This is a genomic window from Luteolibacter pohnpeiensis, from assembly GCF_016595435.1.
GTDB lineage: Bacteria > Verrucomicrobiota > Verrucomicrobiia > Verrucomicrobiales > Akkermansiaceae > Luteolibacter > Luteolibacter pohnpeiensis.
Genome location: NZ_JAENIJ010000013.1, coordinates 13,090 through 33,517, shown reverse-complemented (window position 1 = coordinate 33,517; position 20,428 = coordinate 13,090). Strand labels below are relative to the sequence as shown.

Annotated in this window: 15 protein-coding genes; 9 read left to right on the top strand and 6 right to left on the bottom strand. The window is 52.3% G+C overall.

Features of this window, described 5'->3' with window-relative positions; genetic code table 11:
- Positions 1-89 precede the first annotated feature (89 nt).
- The 6 genes from JIN85_RS09665 to htpG all read left to right on the top strand — a co-directional run bounded on the left by JIN85_RS09665 (position 90) and on the right by htpG (position 7,420).
- On the top strand, positions 90-1,088 hold the full coding sequence (locus tag JIN85_RS09665; protein WP_200270086.1) for a 2-hydroxyacid dehydrogenase: 999 nt from the start codon (positions 90-92) through the stop codon (positions 1,086-1,088).
- 84 nt (positions 1,089-1,172) lie between these two features.
- Positions 1,173-2,231, top strand: a complete 1,059-nt coding sequence (locus JIN85_RS09660) for a M42 family metallopeptidase (RefSeq protein WP_234047346.1) — start codon at positions 1,173-1,175, stop codon at positions 2,229-2,231.
- A gap of 113 nt (positions 2,232-2,344) precedes the next feature.
- Positions 2,345-3,598 (top strand): hypothetical protein, encoded by a 1,254-nt coding sequence (locus JIN85_RS09655; protein ID WP_200270084.1) that lies wholly within the window; start codon positions 2,345-2,347, stop codon positions 3,596-3,598.
- Between the two features lie 5 nt (positions 3,599-3,603).
- Positions 3,604-4,956 carry a hypothetical protein gene (locus JIN85_RS09650; RefSeq protein ID WP_200270082.1) on the top strand — a complete coding sequence of 451 codons (1,353 nt, stop codon included), beginning with the start codon at positions 3,604-3,606 and terminating at the stop codon, positions 4,954-4,956.
- 24 nt (positions 4,957-4,980) lie between these two features.
- Entirely contained in the window at positions 4,981-5,460 is a 480-nt protein-coding gene (locus tag JIN85_RS09645) for a GNAT family N-acetyltransferase (protein WP_200270080.1), read from the top strand.
- Positions 5,461-5,578: 118 nt separating this feature from the next.
- Positions 5,579-7,420, top strand: a complete 1,842-nt coding sequence (gene htpG, locus JIN85_RS09640; RefSeq protein WP_200270064.1) for a molecular chaperone HtpG — start codon at positions 5,579-5,581, stop codon at positions 7,418-7,420.
- A gap of 147 nt (positions 7,421-7,567) precedes the next feature.
- Here htpG and JIN85_RS09635 read toward each other — a convergent pair whose 3' ends face one another.
- Genes JIN85_RS09635 through JIN85_RS09625 form a run of 3 tightly spaced genes read right to left on the bottom strand, consistent with a single transcriptional unit; the run spans position 7,568 to position 10,001 of the window.
- On the bottom strand, positions 7,568-8,671 hold the full coding sequence (locus JIN85_RS09635; protein ID WP_200270062.1) for a hypothetical protein: 1,104 nt from the start codon (positions 8,669-8,671) through the stop codon (positions 7,568-7,570).
- A 22-nt stretch (positions 8,672-8,693) separates the two neighbouring features.
- On the bottom strand, positions 8,694-9,245 hold the full coding sequence (locus tag JIN85_RS09630; protein ID WP_200270059.1) for a hypothetical protein: 552 nt from the start codon (positions 9,243-9,245) through the stop codon (positions 8,694-8,696).
- A gap of 21 nt (positions 9,246-9,266) precedes the next feature.
- On the bottom strand, positions 9,267-10,001 hold the full coding sequence (locus JIN85_RS09625; protein ID WP_200270057.1) for a hypothetical protein: 735 nt from the start codon (positions 9,999-10,001) through the stop codon (positions 9,267-9,269).
- 437 nt (positions 10,002-10,438) lie between these two features.
- Here JIN85_RS09625 and JIN85_RS09620 point away from each other — a divergent pair, with 437 nt between their 5' ends.
- The 3 genes from JIN85_RS09620 (at position 10,439) to JIN85_RS09610 (ending at position 13,554) form a co-directional block, all read left to right on the top strand.
- Positions 10,439-11,350: a polyphosphate polymerase domain-containing protein gene (locus JIN85_RS09620; protein WP_200270055.1), complete on the top strand. Its 912-nt coding sequence runs from the start codon at positions 10,439-10,441 to the stop codon at positions 11,348-11,350.
- Between the two features lie 90 nt (positions 11,351-11,440).
- On the top strand, positions 11,441-12,139 hold the full coding sequence (locus JIN85_RS09615; protein WP_200270052.1) for a DUF4956 domain-containing protein: 699 nt from the start codon (positions 11,441-11,443) through the stop codon (positions 12,137-12,139).
- A gap of 29 nt (positions 12,140-12,168) precedes the next feature.
- The gene (locus JIN85_RS09610) at positions 12,169-13,554 is read left to right on the top strand and encodes a porin (RefSeq protein WP_200270050.1); all 1,386 of its coding nucleotides are present in this window, start codon (positions 12,169-12,171) and stop codon (positions 13,552-13,554) included.
- Positions 13,555-13,787: 233 nt separating this feature from the next.
- Here the strand turns inward: JIN85_RS09610 and JIN85_RS09605 are convergent, their stop codons facing one another.
- The 3 genes from JIN85_RS09605 to JIN85_RS09595 all read right to left on the bottom strand — a co-directional run bounded on the left by JIN85_RS09605 (position 13,788) and on the right by JIN85_RS09595 (position 20,246).
- Positions 13,788-15,875 carry an acyltransferase gene (locus JIN85_RS09605; protein ID WP_200270048.1) on the bottom strand — a complete coding sequence of 696 codons (2,088 nt, stop codon included), beginning with the start codon at positions 15,873-15,875 and terminating at the stop codon, positions 13,788-13,790.
- A gap of 15 nt (positions 15,876-15,890) precedes the next feature.
- A complete protein-coding gene (locus JIN85_RS09600; RefSeq protein WP_200270046.1) occupies positions 15,891-17,954 on the bottom strand; it encodes a hypothetical protein in 2,064 nt (687 codons plus the stop codon).
- Positions 17,955-18,071: 117 nt separating this feature from the next.
- Entirely contained in the window at positions 18,072-20,246 is a 2,175-nt protein-coding gene (locus JIN85_RS09595) for a polyribonucleotide nucleotidyltransferase (RefSeq protein WP_200270045.1), read from the bottom strand.
- Positions 20,247-20,428 lie beyond the last annotated feature (182 nt).

Below are 20,428 nucleotides of genomic sequence, written 5' to 3'. Positions count from 1 at the left end.
GATTTCATCAACCTCGCATCTCTTCTGAAATGACCCGCATCGGTTGATCCCATATTGCTCTCAAACAGCGATTGAGCCATGGTTCCGCCATGATCTGCGCCGTATTCGACACGAAACCCTACGACCGTGAATTCCTCACCGCCGCCGCTGCCGGAAGTGGTGTGCAGTTGCGCTTTCTGGAATTCCGGCTCGGACCGCAGACCACCTCGATCGCCGAGGGAGCGGAATGCGTCTGCATTTTCGTCAACGACAAGGCCGATCGCCCGATTTTGGAGGCCTTGGCCGCGCAAGGAACCAAACACATCGCCCTGCGTTGCGCCGGTTTCAACAATGTCGACCTCGATGCGGCAAAAGAACTCGGACTCGCCGTGACCCGCGTGCCCGCCTACTCGCCCTACGCGGTGGCGGAGCACACCTTGGCGTTGTTACTTACCCTGAATCGCAAAATCCATCGCGCCTTCAACCGGGTGCGCGAGCAGAATTTCTCGCTGAATGGCCTGGTGGGATTTGATCTGCACGGGAAAACCGTCGGCATCGTCGGCACCGGTAAGATCGGCCAAATCACCGCGCAGATTTTCCGCGGTTTCGGCTGCGAGGTGCTCGCGTTCGATGCATTTCCGAATCACGAATGGGCCGCGAAACATCAGGTCCGTTATGTTGAGTTCGGCGCTCTGTTAGGACAAAGCGACATCATTTCTCTACATGTCCCGCTATTTCCCGAGACGTTCCACCTATTGGACGAGAAAACGCTTTCGCAGATGAAACCCGGCGTTTTCATCGTCAACACCAGCCGCGGCAAACTGATCGACACCCATGCCCTGATCAGCAAACTCAAAAGTGGCTCGATCGGCGGCGTGGCGTTGGATGTCTACGAAGAGGAGGAAGGAATTTTCTTCGAGGATCTGTCGGGCTGTGTTTTGCAGGACGATGATCTATCGCGATTGCTGACGTTCCCGAATGTCTTGATCACCTCGCATCAGGCATTTCTGACTCAGGAAGCGCTGCATGAGATTGCCCGAGTCACGGTGGAAAACATCAGCCGATTGGAAAATGGCAAAAGCCCGCTGGCTGGCACAGTCTTGGGCTAACGGCGGCGATGCGAATAAGGAAAATTTGCACGCACTCCCATCTTCGCTCTCGCCAGCGCCGGGTTCATTCGGAACCCTTCGGGCATGTCGATTGATGTATCTCTACTCGCCCGCATTTGCGAAGCTCCAGGCGCACCTGGCTTCGAAAAACAAATCCGCAATCTCGTTCTCAAGGAAATCGAAGGCCTGGTCGACGAAGTCCGCACCGATAACATGGGCAACGTCATCGCCCTGTTGAAGGGCGAATCTTCGGAAAAGAAATCCATGGCCGCCGCGCACATGGACGAAATCGGTTTCATCGTCACTCACATCGATGACAGGGGCTTTGTCCGTTTCAACACGATCGGTGGATTCGATCCGAAAACCCTGACCGCACAACGGGTTTTCATCCACGGCAAAAAGGACATCCTTGGTGTGCTCGGCTCCAAGCCGATCCACATCATGTCCCCGGATGAGCGCACCAAAAACGTGCCAACCAAGGACTATTTCATCGACACCGGCATGTCGAAGGACGAACTGCAAAAATTCGTCAGCGTCGGTGATTCCATCACCCGATACTCGGATCTGAAGGAAATGGGCGAGTGCGTGAACGCCAAGTCGCTCGATAACCGGGTTTCAGTTTTCGTGCTGATCGAGGCGCTGCGTGCCATCAAGGATTCCGGCAAAAAGCCTGCCTACGATTTTTACGCCGCTTTCACCGTTCAGGAAGAAGTCGGCTTGCGCGGTGCCAACGTGGCAGCTCTCGACGTCCAGCCTGACTTCGGTTTCGGACTCGACACCACCATCGCCTACGACATTCCGGGATCAACCCCACAAGAACAATGCACCGCGCTGCACGCTGGCGCTGGCATCAAGCTGATGGATTCTTCCGTGATTTGTGACTACCGCATGGTCGCCTACATGAAACAGGTCGCCGAGCGCAACAGCATCAAATGGCAACCGGAAATTCTCGCCGCAGGCGGAACCGACACCGCCAGCCTGCAGCGCATGACCCCAGGTGGTTCCATCGCCGGTGCGGTTTCCATTCCGACCCGCCACATTCACCAATCGATCGAAACCGCCAGCAAGGCCGACATCCAAGCCTGCATCGACCTGCTCGCCGCCTGCGTGTGCGAACTCGACCAAGGCGACTGGGCCCTCTAATCGCCGCTGGCCAAACCAAGCCCTCATCTCACCCGCCTTGCCGGAATTTCCGCGCAGGCGGGTGTTTTTTTTGCCGTTACAAGCAGGCAAGGATAATCCAATTGACAAAATTGATGAAGATTATCGAGCATTTTGCGTTGAAAAAGTTCCCGTTCATCATCACAGCGCTTTTGGGTATCTCATTACTTATCTATCAGGAGTATTCCATCAGAAGTGTTCATCATCAAGCCGATGCGATCGCCGCAAAAATCAAGGCGCATGAAAAATCAGCCGATTTAGCAGTAAATCCGACAATCTCTGAACCTAAATTCAAGAGTTTAGCCAATGTTTCATTCGATTTGAAAAAACTCAATGCCTCGTTCTTCGGGGAGCTGACGAGACTGGATAAAGCACAGCTTCGCGAAGAAATCTCCTCGATGACTCCAGCTCAATTGATGGCCGTTCTCGACGAGGTCGAAGCATCTGACCTATCAGATGGTGATAAGAGTAGAGTATGGAGTAGCCTGTTCTGGTCACTTGCAGATCAGGATACGAAATCCGCCATGACCTACATGGGGATATATCATCGGTATGGTGCCATGTATCAGGCCCCGTTAATTGAATATCTGAAAAAATGGGCTGAAACATCACCCTCCGAAGCAAGCTCCTGGCTAGACGGCTGGAGTTCACAACAACCCGATTACCGGAAAAAACTTAACCGAGTCGATGATCACAGAGTGATATTCGAATCTGCCATAGTGCCTGCCCTTCTAAAATTTGATCCTCATCTTGCGATAAAAAGAATTCTCGACCTTACTCCAGAAGAAGCGCGTCAGGTCATGTCGAAGATCTCACACCAGCATGATATATCACCAGGCACCTATGCAAATTTCGCACGCCAATGCCTGCAAGAAAAAGACTCAAACCAGCTGATCGCTTCTCAGGTGATTCAAGCCGCTAAAAGCGATGGCTTGGCACGAGCAACCGAGGTTCTAGCTGAAATGAATCCAACCCCGGCCGAGCGTGATGCTTCCCTACTCCAAACTTCCAAGCAGTTGATCTCACAAGCGCAATTCAAAAAGAAAATCTCAATCGAGGACATCGACACCCTACGAGATTGGGCTCAGGAACAGGATATTTCCGATCTGGACCAACTTACGGGACAAGCTGTCGCCAAGGCCACTGGATCAGAATTCATGCAGCCGGATGAAGTCATCGATTTACTCAAACATTATTATCAACCCGGCAATGATCACCTACTCGTAGGTTTCTTGGAAGCCGGAGGCTGTCGTTGTCAGGCTGATGTCGCCTCCATTGCCCAAGAGATCGATGATCCGCATTTACGAGAGAAATGGGTCAACCACATCAAACTCAACCATTCAAATTGACGATAATGAAACGAGCAACCCTAGCCTATCTGACGCTTGTTGTTTCATTGATAGCAGTTGTCGCTCTCAATATCCGACGCCAAGGTCAAGCAGATGAAAAACTTTCCTTTCTCCATTCAAAAGCCGAAGCGTTAGGCATCGGCTCAAGCTCAGTCCTTGCGAGCAAAGTGGATAGAGATCGAAAAGTAACAACGAGATCATCAACACCTCTAGGTAAATTTGATCAAGAAACGATCCAATTCATCAAAGAAAAATCAGCCGCTCGCAACGGCGGCCCAGCTGTCGCCAATCTGCAAGATCGCCAAAACCGTATCACCGACATCATTCAATCGCTGAACGACTCCCAATTTCATCAATATATTCTAAACGTTCTGGACTGCCAGGAATTGGACGACAAAGAGCGAATGTCCCACTGCGAACTAGCCTTCAATCTCGCCATGAAGCTAGACGGAAAGGACGGTCTACTGCGATATATGCAATTTCCGGATCTCGTTGAAAAAGGGGTGGTGCAAGGAGCCGTCTGCTATTCCATCATTTCTTGGGCAAGATCAGATTTAGAAGGAGCGATCAGCTTTACCAAGGATTTCATGAGTCGCTATCCTGACTTGATTTCTGATTCGTCTTTGAGATCAAAGCCCTATTTTGCGATCGAAAATGCGAAAACAAGTATCATCAAGCAAGTTGCTGAAACTGATCGATCCCGGGCAATGCAGTTGATGACTGAACTCGATATCAAATATCCCGATGACTGCATCTTTGACATCTTGAAAGCCAGCGTTAAAGCCGGAGATAGCCTTGCTGCTCTTCAAGATGTTCGTGAGTTTATCAATTCATCTGATTCATCCAGTGACACGGCTGACGTCTACGAATCTGCGCTAAACTACTTTGGTGGGCAGTGCCAAAAAATGGGATTTGATGCAGGAGTCGCCTGGATCAAGGAAGCCCAACTGACTCAAAGTGAGACCTACCAATTATGCCGAAATTTCGGTGGGAGCATGCAAACTGAAGATGCCGCGAAATGGATCGACTGGTTCAATACGAATCTTCCTGAAAAATCCAGTGCATCCATTGCGAAAAACATCATCTTCAACTGGACCAATTCAGACTACAAAGCCGTCGGAAACTGGCTGAACACTCTGCCAGCAAGTAAGGAAAAATATCTGAAAGTCTCCAAATACGCCTACACCATCTCGGACTACGAACCTGAAGATGCAGTCGATTGGCTTGAATCAATTCCTGAAGATCAACGACAGAACGAAGCAAAATGCCGAATTTACAACAATCTCCTCGAAAAAAATCCGAATGATCCTTCGAAAGCTGAAGACTTCGCCGTTCGAAATCACATTCCCATCCAGTAAACCCATTTGCCTAACAAGATTTCTTTGATCCACATCCTCCAAGCCGATCCTGCCCACACTGATCACGCGGCGGCGATCGTGCGGTTGCTGGATGAGTATGCGTCTGATCCGATGGGTGGAGGTTGTGGCCTATCGGACTTTACCAAAGCCAACCTGCCTGCCGAACTTGCAAAGCGGTCGGCGGCCGTGATCGTGCTGGCTTTTGTTGAGGAAATTCCTGCTGGCATGATCATTGCCTTTGAAGGCTTTTCCACCTTTCAGTGCAGACCCCTGCTGAATCTGCACGATGTGATCGTCAGCTCTCGATTTCGTGGCCTAGGGCTTTCCAAGCAAATGATCGCCAAGCTTGAGGAAATCGCACGGCAGAGAAATTGCTGCAAATTGACGCTGGAGGTTCTTGAAGGAAATGAGGTCGCCAAGGCAGCGTATCGATCCTGTGGGTTTCAGGGATACGAACTTGACCCGGCAATCGGCAAAGCCTTGTTCTGGGAAAAATCCCTTTAATTTCACCTCTCTCGAAAGCCTGTCAGCTTTGGCAGGTTCGAATTGGGCATCAAGCCCTTGCCATTTTTGTGGAGTTGGGCTTTTTTGCGGGCCGATCCATTTTTCACAAAATCAGACCATGGAAACGACACCTACTGCTCCCCAACAGCACACCTTCCAGGCGGAGGTTCGTCAGCTGCTCGATATCGTCATCCACTCACTTTACACCGATAAGGAAATCTTCGTCCGTGAGTTGGTATCGAACGCATCAGACGCGCTCGAAAAAATGCGCCTGAAGGAACTGACTGAGGCCGAGGTTTTTGAAAAAGGCAAGACACTCGACATCACCATCACCACCGACAAGGAGGCCAAAACCCTGACCATCGCGGACAGCGGCATCGGCATGACCGAAGCCGAGCTGGTGCAGAACCTTGGCACGATCGCCCACTCCGGCACCAAGGCATTTCTGAAAGCGATGAAGGAAAAAGGCGACGCCGGCCCGGAAGTGATCGGACAATTCGGCGTCGGATTTTACAGCGCATTCATGGCTGCGGATAAGGTCGAGGTCTTCACTCGCTCCTGGGAACCTGGCGCACCGGGCCTGAAATGGGAAAGCGATGGCCAAGGTGGCTACACCATCGAGCCTGCGGAGGATGTCGCCCGCGGATCGAAAATGGTATTGCACCTCAAGGATGATGAATTCGCCGACAAGGTGCGCGTTGAGGCGCTGCTGAAGAAGTATTCCAATTTCGTCTCGTTCCCGATCCTGCTGGATGGCGAACGCGTCAACACCGTCGAGGCCATCTGGCTCAAGTCGAAGAGCGAAGTCACCACCGAGGAATACAGCGCGTTTTACAAATTCATCGCGCACGCATGGGACGAGCCGTTCTACACCATGCATTTCAGCGCCGATGCGCCTCTGACCATCAACTCGCTGTTGTTCGTTCCTGGCGAAAACAACGAGCGCTTCGGCATGGGGCAGATGGAGCCGGGCGTTGCGCTTTACTGCAAAAAAGTCCTGATCGATCCAAAGCCAAAAGAGCTGCTGCCTGACTGGCTCCGCTTCCTGCGCGGCGTGATCGATTCCGCGGATTTGCCGCTGAACATTTCCCGCGAAAGCATGCAGGACAGCGCCTTGATCCGCAAACTGAACCAGCTGATCACCAAGCGTTTCCTCAAATTCCTCGACAAGCAAGCCAACGACGAGCCGGAGAAATTCCGCGAGTTCCATGAAAAGTTCAGTCGGTTCCTGAAGGAAGGCATCGCCACCAGCTACGAGCACAAGGAAGCGCTCGCCGCACTGATCCGCTTCGAAAGTTCGATGACCGACGCGGGCAAACTCACCAGCTTCAAAGACTACCTTTCCCGCGCCAAGGACGGCCAGGAAACCATCTACTACCTCACTGGTACTTCGCGGGAAGTGATCGAAAGCGGCCCTTATCTGGAAGCGTTCAAAGCACGCGGCCTGGAGGTCGCCTTCTTCACCGATGCGGTGGATGAGTATGTGCTTCAGGCTCTCACCGAATTTTCCGGCAAGAAGCTGGTCGCCGCAGATCGCGCCGACATCGAATTGGAAGACCTCGCTGATGATTCGGAGAAACTAAGTGAAGCGGAATCATCCGCCCTCAGCGAATGGCTTGCCGGTAAACTCACCGACCGCGTATCCGGCGTCAGCATCGGCAAACGCTTGGTCGAAAGCCCGGCCGTCGCACTGACCTCACAAGATTCACTGAACCCCCAAATGCGGGCGATGATGAAATCCATGGGCCAGGAGATGCCGGAAGAAAAGCCATCGCTTGAGATCAACGCGGGCCACGGCCTGGTGAAGAAGCTCTCAGCCTTGAAAGACTCCGACCCAGAACTCGCGGAAGCGATCGGCACTCAACTCGCCGACCAGGCATTGCTCGCAGCGGGACTGATCGAAAACCCGCAAGCAGTTGCCGCTCGCATGAGCGCTTTGCTTGAGCGGATGATCCCTTAATTCGCGATCTCGATCATCTGATTCCTCAAAAGCGATCGGCGTGAACCGCCGGTCGCTTTTTTCATTCCACTCGGATGGCCAGATGTAAAAAGGCGACCGGAGCAAAATGCTCACGGTCGCCCGCTTACTCAATCCATGAAAAAATCGTTATTCCATCGTGCTAAGACCGCCATTGACCTTGATCGTGCGCTTGATGGTCACAGGCACTTCCTCTTCCGGGTCCTCTGTCGGATTCGCAGGATCTTCAGTGCCATCGGCATTCTTAACCGTCAGGTCGACAATCGATAATTGCTCCGGCGCCCCCTCATTAAACGGCGTGATGGTAAAGGCTTTCAAAATGTAGACACCGTCCTCCGTGACCAGCTGATCCAGCTCGGTCAGCGGGAGTTGTTGAGTCTGGGGTTCTTTAACAGCTGAACTGTAGGACAGGGCAGAAGCGTTGATAATTTTGTCTTCGTCACCGATGCGGACCTGAACATAAGCTTGGGAGCCCGGGTAAAGGTTGTGATACTTCACCGAAGTCTCGGTAGGAACCTGGGTGTAGGTCTGTGTTTGATCGACTCCGATGATTTCCGCTGTGGCGAGTGGCCAGATGATCATGGTGGCGCTGGCGAGCACTTTGTCGGTTCCCGAGGCGACCACCGTATAGGTTTCCTCACCCATCATGTAGGAATCAGGATTTTCCAATGCATCCAGCCGTGGCGACATCCCGCCGCCTTCGGTGCCATCACTCAGATTGTAACTTCCATCTGCGGTGAATGTGAATGATTCTGAATACGTCTTGCCTGCATCATCCGGATAAGCCGCAAATGTCGTAGGATCGTAGAGTTTGTAGCTGCGGTATACTTTCACTTCGCGCGCCTCAATCGGATCGGCAGCGTTGGTGGAAAGATTCGAAACCGTAACTTTCACCCCATACGGTTGATCGAACCGTGTCCGAGGCGTGCCGTAAGGATCTTTCGAAGAAAGCGTAATCGAAGCACTTGGCACAAAGGTTCCAACGGTTTTCGTGTCAAGTTGAAGCGTCTGCACTTGCCCATCGCCATCCGTGTAAACGGTGATCAAGCGGAAGATGGACGAATCAGCATCCACGGGTTGGGAAACGACTTCTCCCTCATCGCCACTCACCGGAATTTTGTAGGTGACGGTATTTCCGTCGATAACCGCTTCCTGCAGGATGAAATCCTCATCTGCGAAAAGTGGGTGCATGGAGACCGCTGCAAATAGCGCGCCGGCAAGGATGGTTTTCATGGGGTTGGGGGAAATTGGAAAATTACTTTTGAGCGGAAGCCGCTGCCGGTTGTTGAACGGACACCGGATTACCGTGGATGACAGCGACGATCACGCGTCCGGTTTTGATCGCGGTGGAAAAGGCGTTGGTATCGACTGGCTGGACTCCGGATGCCTGCTCAGGCGTCACTTCCATGGTCTCGACGACGGCGCGGTATTTACCGATAAACTCAACCCAAGGGATGGTTTTGCCCGCTGCTGCAGAGCTGACATTCGATTGAAGTTGGTCCGGCACGAAGAGAATCGAGCCTTTTGGAACCAAGGTCACCTCACCTTCGTAGTTGATGAAATCAAGAAACTTGGTCGCATCCCAATCCGGTTTGGGAGATTCGACCGGAAGCTTGGCATTCGGATTATTCTTCGCCAAACGCTGGAGCACCGCTTGGCGCGAAACCGGTTTCACCGCGGCTTTCTGCCGACTATCGGACAACGCTTGCACCCCGAGCCCCGGCTTTCCTGTCGGCTGCGCGGAAGCCGAAGCAGCTGCGAACAGGACAATGAAAATGACCGAAAGAAACGAGGTGCTGGTTTTCATGAGATTCCGGTAGTTGAAAAATTATTCAGCCATGACGGTGACCGCTTCGTCACTGGTGCTGTAACCCGTGAATGGAGGGGTTTCACCGACCGAACCGCGGTTGATTTCATAGCCGACCACTGCGGTGGTTCCCTTGTAAATCCGTGGATTGGCAATGGTGAGAGCGCCGGTAGGAGCGGTGCTGGTAATCTGACGCTCTGCCACTACGTAGAAGAATCCATTAGGATTGCGGTTCACGTAGGGCTCGTTGTTTTGGTATTCCGCAGCGAGGTGGAATCCGATGCTGACGCTGATTTGGTTGTATTGGGCGCGTTGCATGTGCCAGGTATCTCCATAAAGGCGAACTGGCCCCGTGGTGACTCCTGCGCGGTCGCCGTGCAACTCAAGCAATTCAGGATAAAACCCGCGGCTCTCGGTATCGACACGGAGACGGACAGCGGAATAAGAAGTAATCAAACCACCCATGTTGCCCCATTCCGCTTTTCCAGAACGGAAGCGCTTTTCTGGATCCGAGGCATCCGGTGCAGCATTCGACATTTGATCACCCAATGTCAAAGAACCTGCAATGCCGTAGATGATGTAATCATCGTAGTTTCCCAACCAATGGCCGGTGCCCATGCCGTAAGAGTCCAGCAATTGTGTGGAGCTCATGCCGGGTGCCCAGCAGTAAACTCTGGCTCCCGTGTCAGCGGTGGCACTCGCTTGAAGCAGCACCAGGCTGAAAAGCCCAAGAAGGATGGTTTTGAAAGATTGCATGGTCGAAGTGGGGGGGTGGGGGGTTCGACTTCCGGGGGGAGGTCACGTCGGCGAAGGGGGGAGTTCCGCTGACACCTCATTGATATCACTTTCCGCGAAACCCGGTATTACGCGTTCGCGTGAAGACTCCGCAGCCTCTGGAATCCCTGATAATTATTAAGAATTCCTAATCTTCGTCCATTCGCGGCAGTCATCGCGATAATAGACAAAGCTCACGAAAAATACGCCTCCACTCCGCGTTTTTCCGCCTTTGCTCACTCCATTTCGAAAAATTCAATCGCTTGATGCAATTTAGGACGATTTTCCTTCTTCCTCAGACCCTAACAAAATAAAGGGTGTAGATCATCTGTCGCATTTTGCACCGATTTTTTCATCGACGGATTGATTTTGTCACAGGAATGTCACTTTCCGAAAGTTGACTCTATAAAAAACCATCCATGGACGCAAACCAGAACCGTAGAGAATTCAAATTTGTTCTCCCTCCTCATTTGGGGCAAATCATTCGCGATCGTGTCGCCGAGGTGATGCAGGCGGATCGTGGTGCGGAGGATGGCTATCCGGTTCTTTCTGAATACTTTGATACGGATGAACGGACCAGCTATTGGCAAAAGCAGCTTGGAGTTCCGAATCGCCGTCGTGTCCGCACCCGCGTCTATGGGCGCAGTGATGGCACCATTCCTCCCAGCGCATTTATCGAGGTGAAACACAAATTGGACGGGATGACCGTGAAGCGCCGCGTCCCAGTCGAACTTGATGAGCTCAAACTCCTTTCGAAAGGAGAGCTGCCTGCTCTCGAAACTTCAACCTGCCCGAATGAGCAACGGGTATTGGCCGAAATCAACGATCTGGTCAATAATCGTGAAAGCCGCCCCGTGGTTCAGATCCGCTACCATCGGTATGCCTTCGATAGCGGTCCAGAGGGCAATATCCGCATTACCTTCGACATCGAGCCAAGCTGCCGTTTTCGCCTATTGCCGCTGAAACCGGATGATCGCGATTTCGAGCACCCTCTGGTCGAGCCGGGCGAATCTCTAATGGAAGTCAAAACCATTGGCCCGGTCCCCTATTGGTTTCGGAACCTAATCGGCGAGTTCAACCTGGTTCCCCGAGGATTCAGCAAGTATGCAGCTGCTCTTGAGCTGTATGAATTCACGAAAACAGCCGATAATCTCGCAGAGTCTAAGGTGACTGCCCATGAATTAGGAACCGCTCAGCTATTGGAAGAAAGCGAGCTGGTGGCCAGTACCGCCACCGTCGATCACGCTCCGGCCCATGCCCGCAGCCAGCCGCGCGGCAGCTCCGTCAGCCCCATCCGGCAATACTTCTCCAAGATCCTTTCACTGATCTAACGCCCCCCCTACCCGATCCGGCTTCTTTTGTTTCACGCTCCCACGTGATCATTTCGCATCTCCGTTCCCCCTACCTGTCTGCATTTCTTTATGGCCTCATTTGAACAACTCCTTAATTTCGGCGACCAAACTTCAACACTAGCCCACAGTCCGCTGGAAGTCACCATGGCGATGCTGATCAGCCTGACGCTCAACCTGATCATCGCCACCATCTATCGCAAAACATATCGGGGGACCCGCTATTCGCAGGACTATGTGCAAACGCTGATCATGATCGGCATCGTCACCACGATCTTGATCATGGTCGTCTCGAACAACGGTGCCATCGCCTTCGGGATGTTTGCGGCATTTTCCGTGATTCGTTTCCGGCGCACACTCGGTCAGTCACGGGATCTCGCATTCGTATTCTTCGCCATGGCCATCGGCATGGTCGTCGGTGCGAGGCTCTATGAAATGGCCTGTCTGATCACCGTTCTGGTAGGCGGAGCGATTTTCATCCTTTCGAAAATCAATGCTTTCGCACCGCGGCGTGCCTCACACCTGCTCACCCTTCGCATGACCAGCGACATGGACTTCGAGCAGCTGCTCAAGCCGGTGTTCGAGAAGTTCACGGATGGCGTCCAGCTCATGAGTGTCTCATCCGCGCAAGCCGGCATGATGACCGAGCTGCGCTACGGCATGCAGCTGAAAATCGGTGCCAGCACTCCCAAACTTTTGGAAGACCTCCACCTCGTTTGCGGAAATAACCGGGTCGTTCTCACGCCTACAGGCAATGAGCTCGACGGCTGAATTTTTCAGTCTTCATCAAAACCCAAGGCATGAAAGCCATCGCCCCATCATCGGCAGCAATCGCATTGCTCGCCGCCGCACTCATCGTGCCACCTCTCGCGGCTGCATCAGAAAAAACACATGCAGAGCCGAAGTCTGAAAAATCTGAGAAAAAAAAGAAAAAGGCTAAAAACAATCCAAAGCCAGCTTCTTCCCATAAGCACACAAACCCTGCCAAGGATTCAAAAGAAGCGTTGGCAGAGATAATTGGACCGGTGCCCGGCATCAAGCCAGATAAGGATTTCAACCTCTGCAAGTGGCTCGATCACGATCCGGGTCTTCTCTTCGAAAACAAAAAAAATCCATGGATCAGTTCCTTCGAGATCGGAGGCCGATTTCAATATCAAGCGGCCTATGTCGATGGAAACGATGTCAATGGCAGGGACTACCATGATGCCTACGATGAATACCGTAGATTCCGGCTCGAATCCAAAACCGAGTTTCTGAAATACCTCACTGCGGAAATCAACCTCAACCTGGTCGATGATAACCGCTTTCGGGACGGTGGACATCAGGACGTCAGTTGGGGTTACGATCGATTTGATGAAGCCTCTCTCGAATTCGATATTGGCAAAGCATTCGGCGACGGATTCCTCGACGGGATCAAACTGAAATACGGTCGGATGAAACTCAAGATGAGCGAGGAAGCCCATCAATCTTCCAAGGAAATCTACACGATTGAAAGGTCAACCCTTTCGGACCGCCTCGGCGGAGAAGAAGGCCGACCTACCGGGGTCACGCTTGAACTCGATAAAGCCGATTGGGAACTGACACTCGGTGTTTTTAGCGGCGAAGACGACGCCGATTTCCTCGGTGGCTGGAACGATGGTGAATTCTATTACGCCAGCCTCGAATGGAAACCAGATGATGACCTGACATTTCGGCTGGATTATAGCCAGAACGATCGCAGCGGAGCGGATGATTCACTCGGCTACAGCTGGGCCGGCGCGCTATCTGCACACTATGATAAAAAGGAATGGGGGTTCATCACAGAAGCGGTCTACGGCGACAATGGCAGCGCCCCGGATCTGATCGAACGCCGCCAGGGAAACTTCACCGGTTTCGTCGTGATGCCATGGTATTGGATCATTGAGGATAAACTCCAAGCAGTCGTCCGATATGAGTATGGCAGCTCCTCCGAACTTCAGGGATTGCAAACCACCAGCCGCTACCTCCGCGCTGCCCATGACGACCTGCTCGTCGATGATGACAACGGTCGCGGCCACCAGCTCAATTCCATCTACTTCGGCCTGAACTACCACTTTTGCCCCGACAAACTGAAAATCATGGGCGGGATTTCATACGACGATCTCGATACCCGGGAAAGTAACGTCCGAACCATGACCTACGAAGTCGCCTTCCGCGCTGCGTTCTAATCGCAGACGCCCGCATGCTGAATTAGCCCAGCTGCCTGGATTCCCCAGGCAGCTTGATCCGTTAGACAGCCTTGGACAAAGCCTTTCGTAAAGTTCTCCTCCCCGGGCACGTGATAGATTCGCTCGAAAAGACGGAGCTCGTTAGGCTCACGCAGCATCGCTGGTTCGATTGTTACAAATCGCCAAAAGGCGTTTGGGCAAAAATATGTCAAAATCGTTCTTGGAGGATTCACTTACTGAGAGTTTCTCAAATCTAACACATTGAGATTATCCCGTTTCAATTGTTCCGCCACCCGGAATTCGTAGCGTGACATCGCTGGCTCCTCAGAAGAAATCTGACTGAAAATATCTTTTTCAAACCAGTACTGCTGAAGCAAACAAGCCACCATTGCGAAGATCGCCAAGTTAAACAACATGAAACCGTAAGATGTTAGCGTAACGCGGGCCAGTACTTGGCAGCGAAAGGTATCCGCTTTTGAACCAAGCAGGGGGCGTATCAATCCTAAGATCAATAGACAAAAGGCAATCAACGCTAAACTCACGAATAGCCAATTCGGAGCCTGACTCACCAATGCAATCAACGCCGAAAAAGCTGCTATCATGGAGGCCCATCCTAGTGGCATCGCTGTCTTAAAACCAAATACTTTGACCCGTCTCGACAAACGCCAAATTGATATTTGGACGGGCAAAAACAGCGCTAACAGAACAAACACGATAAAATCCACTAAATACATGCTAAAATTGATTCCTAGCACGTCGATATAAGCACTAACGAAAAGATGCTGGTGCAAAAATTCTGAACACAGGAACAGCATCAGACTCAAAGCGCTGACAGGTGCTAAAACACCCACCCCGAAAATCCATAACCAGTCTCCCATGGTAAGAAGTTTGACAACCCGCGCACCCAACCGGTGAGTGGACCAGGTTACAGAAAATCGATAAATCGAGATTACCCCAATGCTTACCACAAAAATAACCCAAGAGCATATCACACACATCACCACAAAGGAAGCGATTTCTGACAATCGAGCAATTTTTAATTCAGATATATCAACTGGAGCCAACCTAGGAACACACATGGAGAAAGTAAAGACATTACTGGCAACTTTCCTTGATGCATATTCCGCTGCCGCCGTACCAGTCGAATCATGACTAACAGGCAAGCAATCAGCAATCACATTGTGATCCTCCTTCAATCTCATTTGCATCACTGATAGCCATGGATAAGCATCAACCAATTCCAATTTTTCTGCGACCATCTCAGTTTCCGACACCAACATCTCGATCCAACGTCGTTCCACCATTTGCCCAATCAGACCAGAATCCGAACACTCAACCATCCTTCTCAAAAGCAACAGGTCCTGATTGCAGAACTTGGCGAATTCTAATGGATTTCCACTTTTACCAATATCCCAAACTTTAGCGCGAAGCAAATCAATCCCCCCTTCCAGCATACGAGCATGATCCTGATCATTAACTCGGATCATGTAGCCTAGCACCTCTTTTGGCATTCCTTTCTCAGATCGATATACATGATTTAATTCAGCCGCGTATTGGTTTTGATAATTCTCAATCCGGGGCAATTTCTCAATCTCATCCAGAAGACTCAAACCATTCTTATATGATAACAAATCATCAATCCCCCAGGGGCCAATATCATACGAAAAATAACTACTCTTATAAGACGGCAAATACCCCAAATATGGCTTATAGACATTCGCAACACAACCCGCAGGCTCCTGGGAAACAGCATCTTTGGATAGGTAAGCTGCCTCCACGAGGTTATACCAGGCATTACCCGGATCTATTTTTCTTCCCGTATTTAAAAAATCAGGTGGCAATTCGCCGGTTTCCTTGAACAGTCGAAGTGAGTAGTTTGCGAAATACGCTGCATTTTCCGGCTCCAGATCCCAGAGCTTTTTCGCACCCGATACTGAAAATCCGTTGAGTATTAGTTTTTCTTTTACGGAGAGCTCGGAATCTTCAATTTTGGAAAAACTTGAACTATCAGAATAGGAATAAATCCAAAATGGATCCAAAATCTGATAGCGCTTGCCATACACCAAAAATCCACTGGCAAGTGATAGCAGTAGAACTAATGCCCAACCAATCCACATCCATGATGGATTGGCCCGCTTCTGATCAACCATACGCAGCCACTTTTCCGGTGAAGAGTAATCACTTCGGGGATCTTGGGATAGCACAAGTTCAAGACACGCCTCCCCTGCCAAACGCTGCTCGGCGTCATGATGCATTTCACCAAGAACGGCATTGATCAGCCGCCGCCTCTCCCCATCCTGAATTTCTTGCGATTTTTGCATGCAATTATCTCGGAACTAAAATCTCTCCAACATCGCATCGCGCTCTTTCTTCATCTGGACTCCGACTCGATATTCGTAAGGGATGGAGCTTGGTAACTCAGCCCTGAACTTTTGAAAATCATCCTTCTCAAACCAGTGGAGATAATATTCATAAAAACCGATTGAGGCTGCGGCAAAGATCAACATCGCGATAACTACCGGCCATTGCATGATTTTGGCGAAAGCCAGTCGCTGCGGCATTTCCAATGGTGCCGAGAACAAGGCCAGTGCACAGCTGGTCACCACCCAGAACGCACCGATTACCAACAGCCCAGGCGTAACCTCTTCAGTCCAAAAATGATTCGCTCCTAACAAGGCTGTGACCACGACTCCGATTGTTGCCATTGCGACCCAGAGTTTCCATTTGGATATGGGAAAAAAGGGAGCTCTCCGTCGCATGCGCCATTGAATCATCAGCGATGTCTGGATCACCAGCCAAAGCACCATCGCCGCATATTGGAAGGTGGGCAGCGCATTATTTTCGTAGCCCCTCGAATGATTCACGGACCAGTCGGTTCCACCCAACGGGGTCAGCCAAATCACGCCGATCGTCAGAAATATCGGCGCGACCACGCCGCCGAACACAATCCAACACCAATCCCCTAATTGAAGTAATTGGACCAATCGCCGGGCGATTCCATTGAGCTCCCGATGACCGCGAAAGCGATAAAGTGCCAAGGACAGCAATAACAACCCCATGATCGCCCACGCATCGGCGGTGTGAAATTGGGAGTAGGCCGCATGATCCATCAACCGCAGCGGTTTGAGGTCCGCTTCCGTAATTGGGGGAGGATTAGCCAAGCGATTGGCTGGCGCGGAAGTATACAACACCGCAAACAATCCACCACCCCGTTCTTCAACCAGTTCCTGCTGAGATGCCGCACTCCCATGGAGGCTTCTCCGCTCCCTTTCCAGCTCTAGAGTTTCGTAAGCCTTAGCCTTGGATTCAACTCGCGGATCCTCCTTCTCAATCCCGAGCTTTGTCTCAGCTTTGTGGAGGGCTTCCATCACTGTGGGAACTGTCACTGTGGTTACCAACTGGGGAAACATTCGGCGGTCATCGTTTTCTTCAAGGTGTTCGGAAAACTCCATCGCATCGAGACGGAGATCACGCAGTCCCTCGATATCACTCGCCTCACCCAAAGTGTAAGCTTTCGCTGCAAAAATCTTACCTAGTTTTCGCAATTCAAGATCTCCCCTAGGCTCACCTATGATGTAAGCCAACGATCGCACGTAGTTGACCGGCGTATCCTGGCTCAAAAGCGGAATTCGCTGCTGAGTTAACTCTTGCAGATAGCTTTGGAAGCGCGGTTTCCCCCGAGCTACCCGCACCCTGTTAAGGGCCGCCTCCATTGCTGCAGAATCATTTATCACCCAATCGGGGGGAACAACCGCAGGCAGGTCTCCGCGTTTTTGCATACTTCCAAATTGCTCCGACGATTTCTCGACGGCTCGAACCGGAGTCTCCGCACCTGCTGCGAAATAATCGAACCAAGCATTGTCCGGATCAATTCGAGCCACAATTTGATCGTAATCCGGTGGCAATTTGCCCTGCTCAGTGAAGTAAGTGACCGCATACTCCGAATAAAAAGCCGGGTTGCCCGGATCGCTTTTCCATAATTGCATTTTCTGCTCAAGCAGGGGAATTGACTGGTCCCCGAGCAGTAGCTTTTCCTCATCACTCAATTCATCCGAAACCGAGATCGGAGTGTCGGTTATCGAAAAAATAGAAAATCCACCGATATTTCCATACAACGAAGCGACCGACGAATACAACGCTGCTGGTTCGCGCATCATCCAAACCACCGGCAAACCTGCTAGCAAAGCAAACGTCAGCAACAGCCAGTAAATCGACTTCCGCCATGCGCGGGCTTTCGGCCGCGAATCGAGCATTTCCCAGCGCTGCACTGCGGATGCGAAATCGACTCCATCTTGCGGCAGTTGCTGGTCCAACCACTCGACGGAGCGAATCTTCGACTCAGATGAGTCCGGGCTATTGGAAGTCGCCAGGTCGATGAATCGCTGCCGGTGAGATGCCATGATTCTTTTTGTCTCAAGGCAGCTGGTTTTCCGCCAACAAAAAAGCCGACACCCGCGATGGATGTCGGCTTTGGGAAATCAAGGAGGACCAAACTTTCGTTCAGTCGCTCCTGCGAATTATTCAGCGGCAGGAGCTTCTGCAGCTGGTGCTTCTTCGGCTGGAGCAGCGGCTTCAGCTTCGGCGGCTTTTTGATCGCGGAGGTAAGCGCGGCGGCTCATTTTCACGCGGCCTTTTTCGTCAACACCCAGGCACTTGGCGGTCACCATTTCGCCCTTCTTGACGACGTCCTCGACTTTCTCCGTGCGGCCTTCGGCCAACTCGGAAACGTGGATGAGACCGTCCTTGCCAGGAAGCACTTCCATGAACGCGCCGAAGGCAGTGATCGAAACCACGCGACCGGTGTAGGTCTTGCCAACTTCGATTTCCTGGAACATGCGGTCGATCATCGACTTCGCACGCTCGAGGCCTTCTTGCTTGGAAGCGTAGATGTGCACGGTGCCGTCGTCCTCGATGTTGATCTCGGCGCCGGACTCGGCCTGGATGCCCTTGATGTTCTTGCCGCCAGGTCCGATGAGTTCGCCGATGCGATCCGCAGGGATCTTGAGGGAAACGATGCGTGGTGCGTGCGAGCTGAGCTCCTTCGGATCGACGATCGATTCCGCCATCTTGGCGATGACCTTGGTGCGGCCGCCTTTGGCGATGTGGATCGCTTCTTCCAGCATGCTGAGCGGGATGCCCGGCAGCTTGAGGTCCAGCTGATAGCCAGTGACCCCTTCGTCGGTGCCGCAAAGCTTGAAGTCCATGTCACCGTAGAAGTCTTCGGAACCGATGATATCGAGCAGCATCTTGTGCTCCTTCAGCGTGCCGTCTTCGTTGTAATCGGTGACGAGACCCACGGAGATACCGCCGACCGGGCGGATCAATGGAACACCTGCATCAAGCAAGGCCATGGTGCCTGCGCAAACGGTGGCCATCGAGGTGGAACCGTTCGACTCCATCACTTCCGAGGAAACGCGGATCGCGTATGGGAAGTCGGACTCTTCAGGAATCACTGGCTCGATCGAGCGCTCTGCGAGCGATCCATGACCGATTTCGCGGCGGTTGATGCCACCCATGCGTCCGCATTCGCCGACAGAGAATGGAGGGAAGTTGTAGTGGAGGATGAAACGCTTCTCGCTTTCGCCACCGGCGTAGTTGTCGAAGTATTGCTTCTCATCGGCAGGAGCCAAGGTCGTGATCGCAAGCGCCTGGGTTTCACCACGGGCGAAAATCGCGGAACCGTGGACGCGTGGCAGGGTGCCGACTTCGCCAAACAGCGGGCGAAGGTCACCGATGCTGCGGCCGTCGGCACGCACGCCTTTTTCCATGATGGAAATGCGGAATGCTTTCTTCTGCAGGTATTCGAAGGCTTGCTCGACGTCGAACTCGGTTGCTTCAGGAGCGCGCTCCTTGATCGCAGCTTCAACTTCGTCGCGGAGGGCGCCGACTTTCTTGGCACGCTCGGTTTTCGATGGCGCGTAGATCGCGGCTTCGATGCGATCGCCTGCGATTTCGTAAGCGATTTCGAGCAGGTTTTCCTTGGCGAGAACCGCCTCGAACGAGCGTTTCTCTTTGCCAGCGAGTTTCGCCATTTCTTCCTGAACGGCCACCAACTTGGTCACAGCTTCCTGGGCGAAATGAAGTGCCTTGATGAATTCCTCTTCCGGAAGTTCGTCAGCCTGACCTTCGATCATGATGACATCGGTCTTGTTGCCGACGTAGATCAAATCGAGATCGCTTTCTTCGCGCTGGGCGTGAGTTGGGTTGATCACGAATTCACCGTCGATGCGGCCGACGCGCACGGCGCCGATTGGGCCAGCAAATGGGATGTCGGAAAGGCAGAGAGCGGCGGAAGCGCCGTTCATGGCGAGGATGTCCGAATCGTTTTCACCGTCCGCGCTGAGGAGGATGGCGACGATTTGGGTTTCGTAGAAGTAGCCTTTTGGGAACAACGGGCGCAGTGGGCGGTCCGTCATGCGGCAGGTGAGAATTTCTTTCTCGGTAGGGCGACCTTCGCGCTTGAAGTAGCCGCCTGGGAATACGCCGGCAGCGGTGGCTTTTTCTTTGTATTCCACGGAAAGGGGGAACCAGGTCTGACCGGCCTTCACCTTGGTGGCGGAAACAGCGGTGACGAGGATGATCGTATCACCGCAGCGGACCGTGACCGCGCCGTCGGCGAGTTTGGCAATCTTGCCAGTTTCGAACGTCATCGGATTCGTCCCGACTTCGGCCGTAAGAGTATGGATATTCATTTCTTCTATTCTTTTATCAGTGCGTACAGCCCGCCTCGCCGTATGCGGGACGGGCATTCATTTCCCAGACCTGCCGAATTCCCGAAATATCGGGACGATGGCGATGGTCCGGCGGCTGGCGTAGATCGACAACTGGTTCGACTACGCGGGCCGTTTGCAGAACAGCCACGGAGAAATCCGTG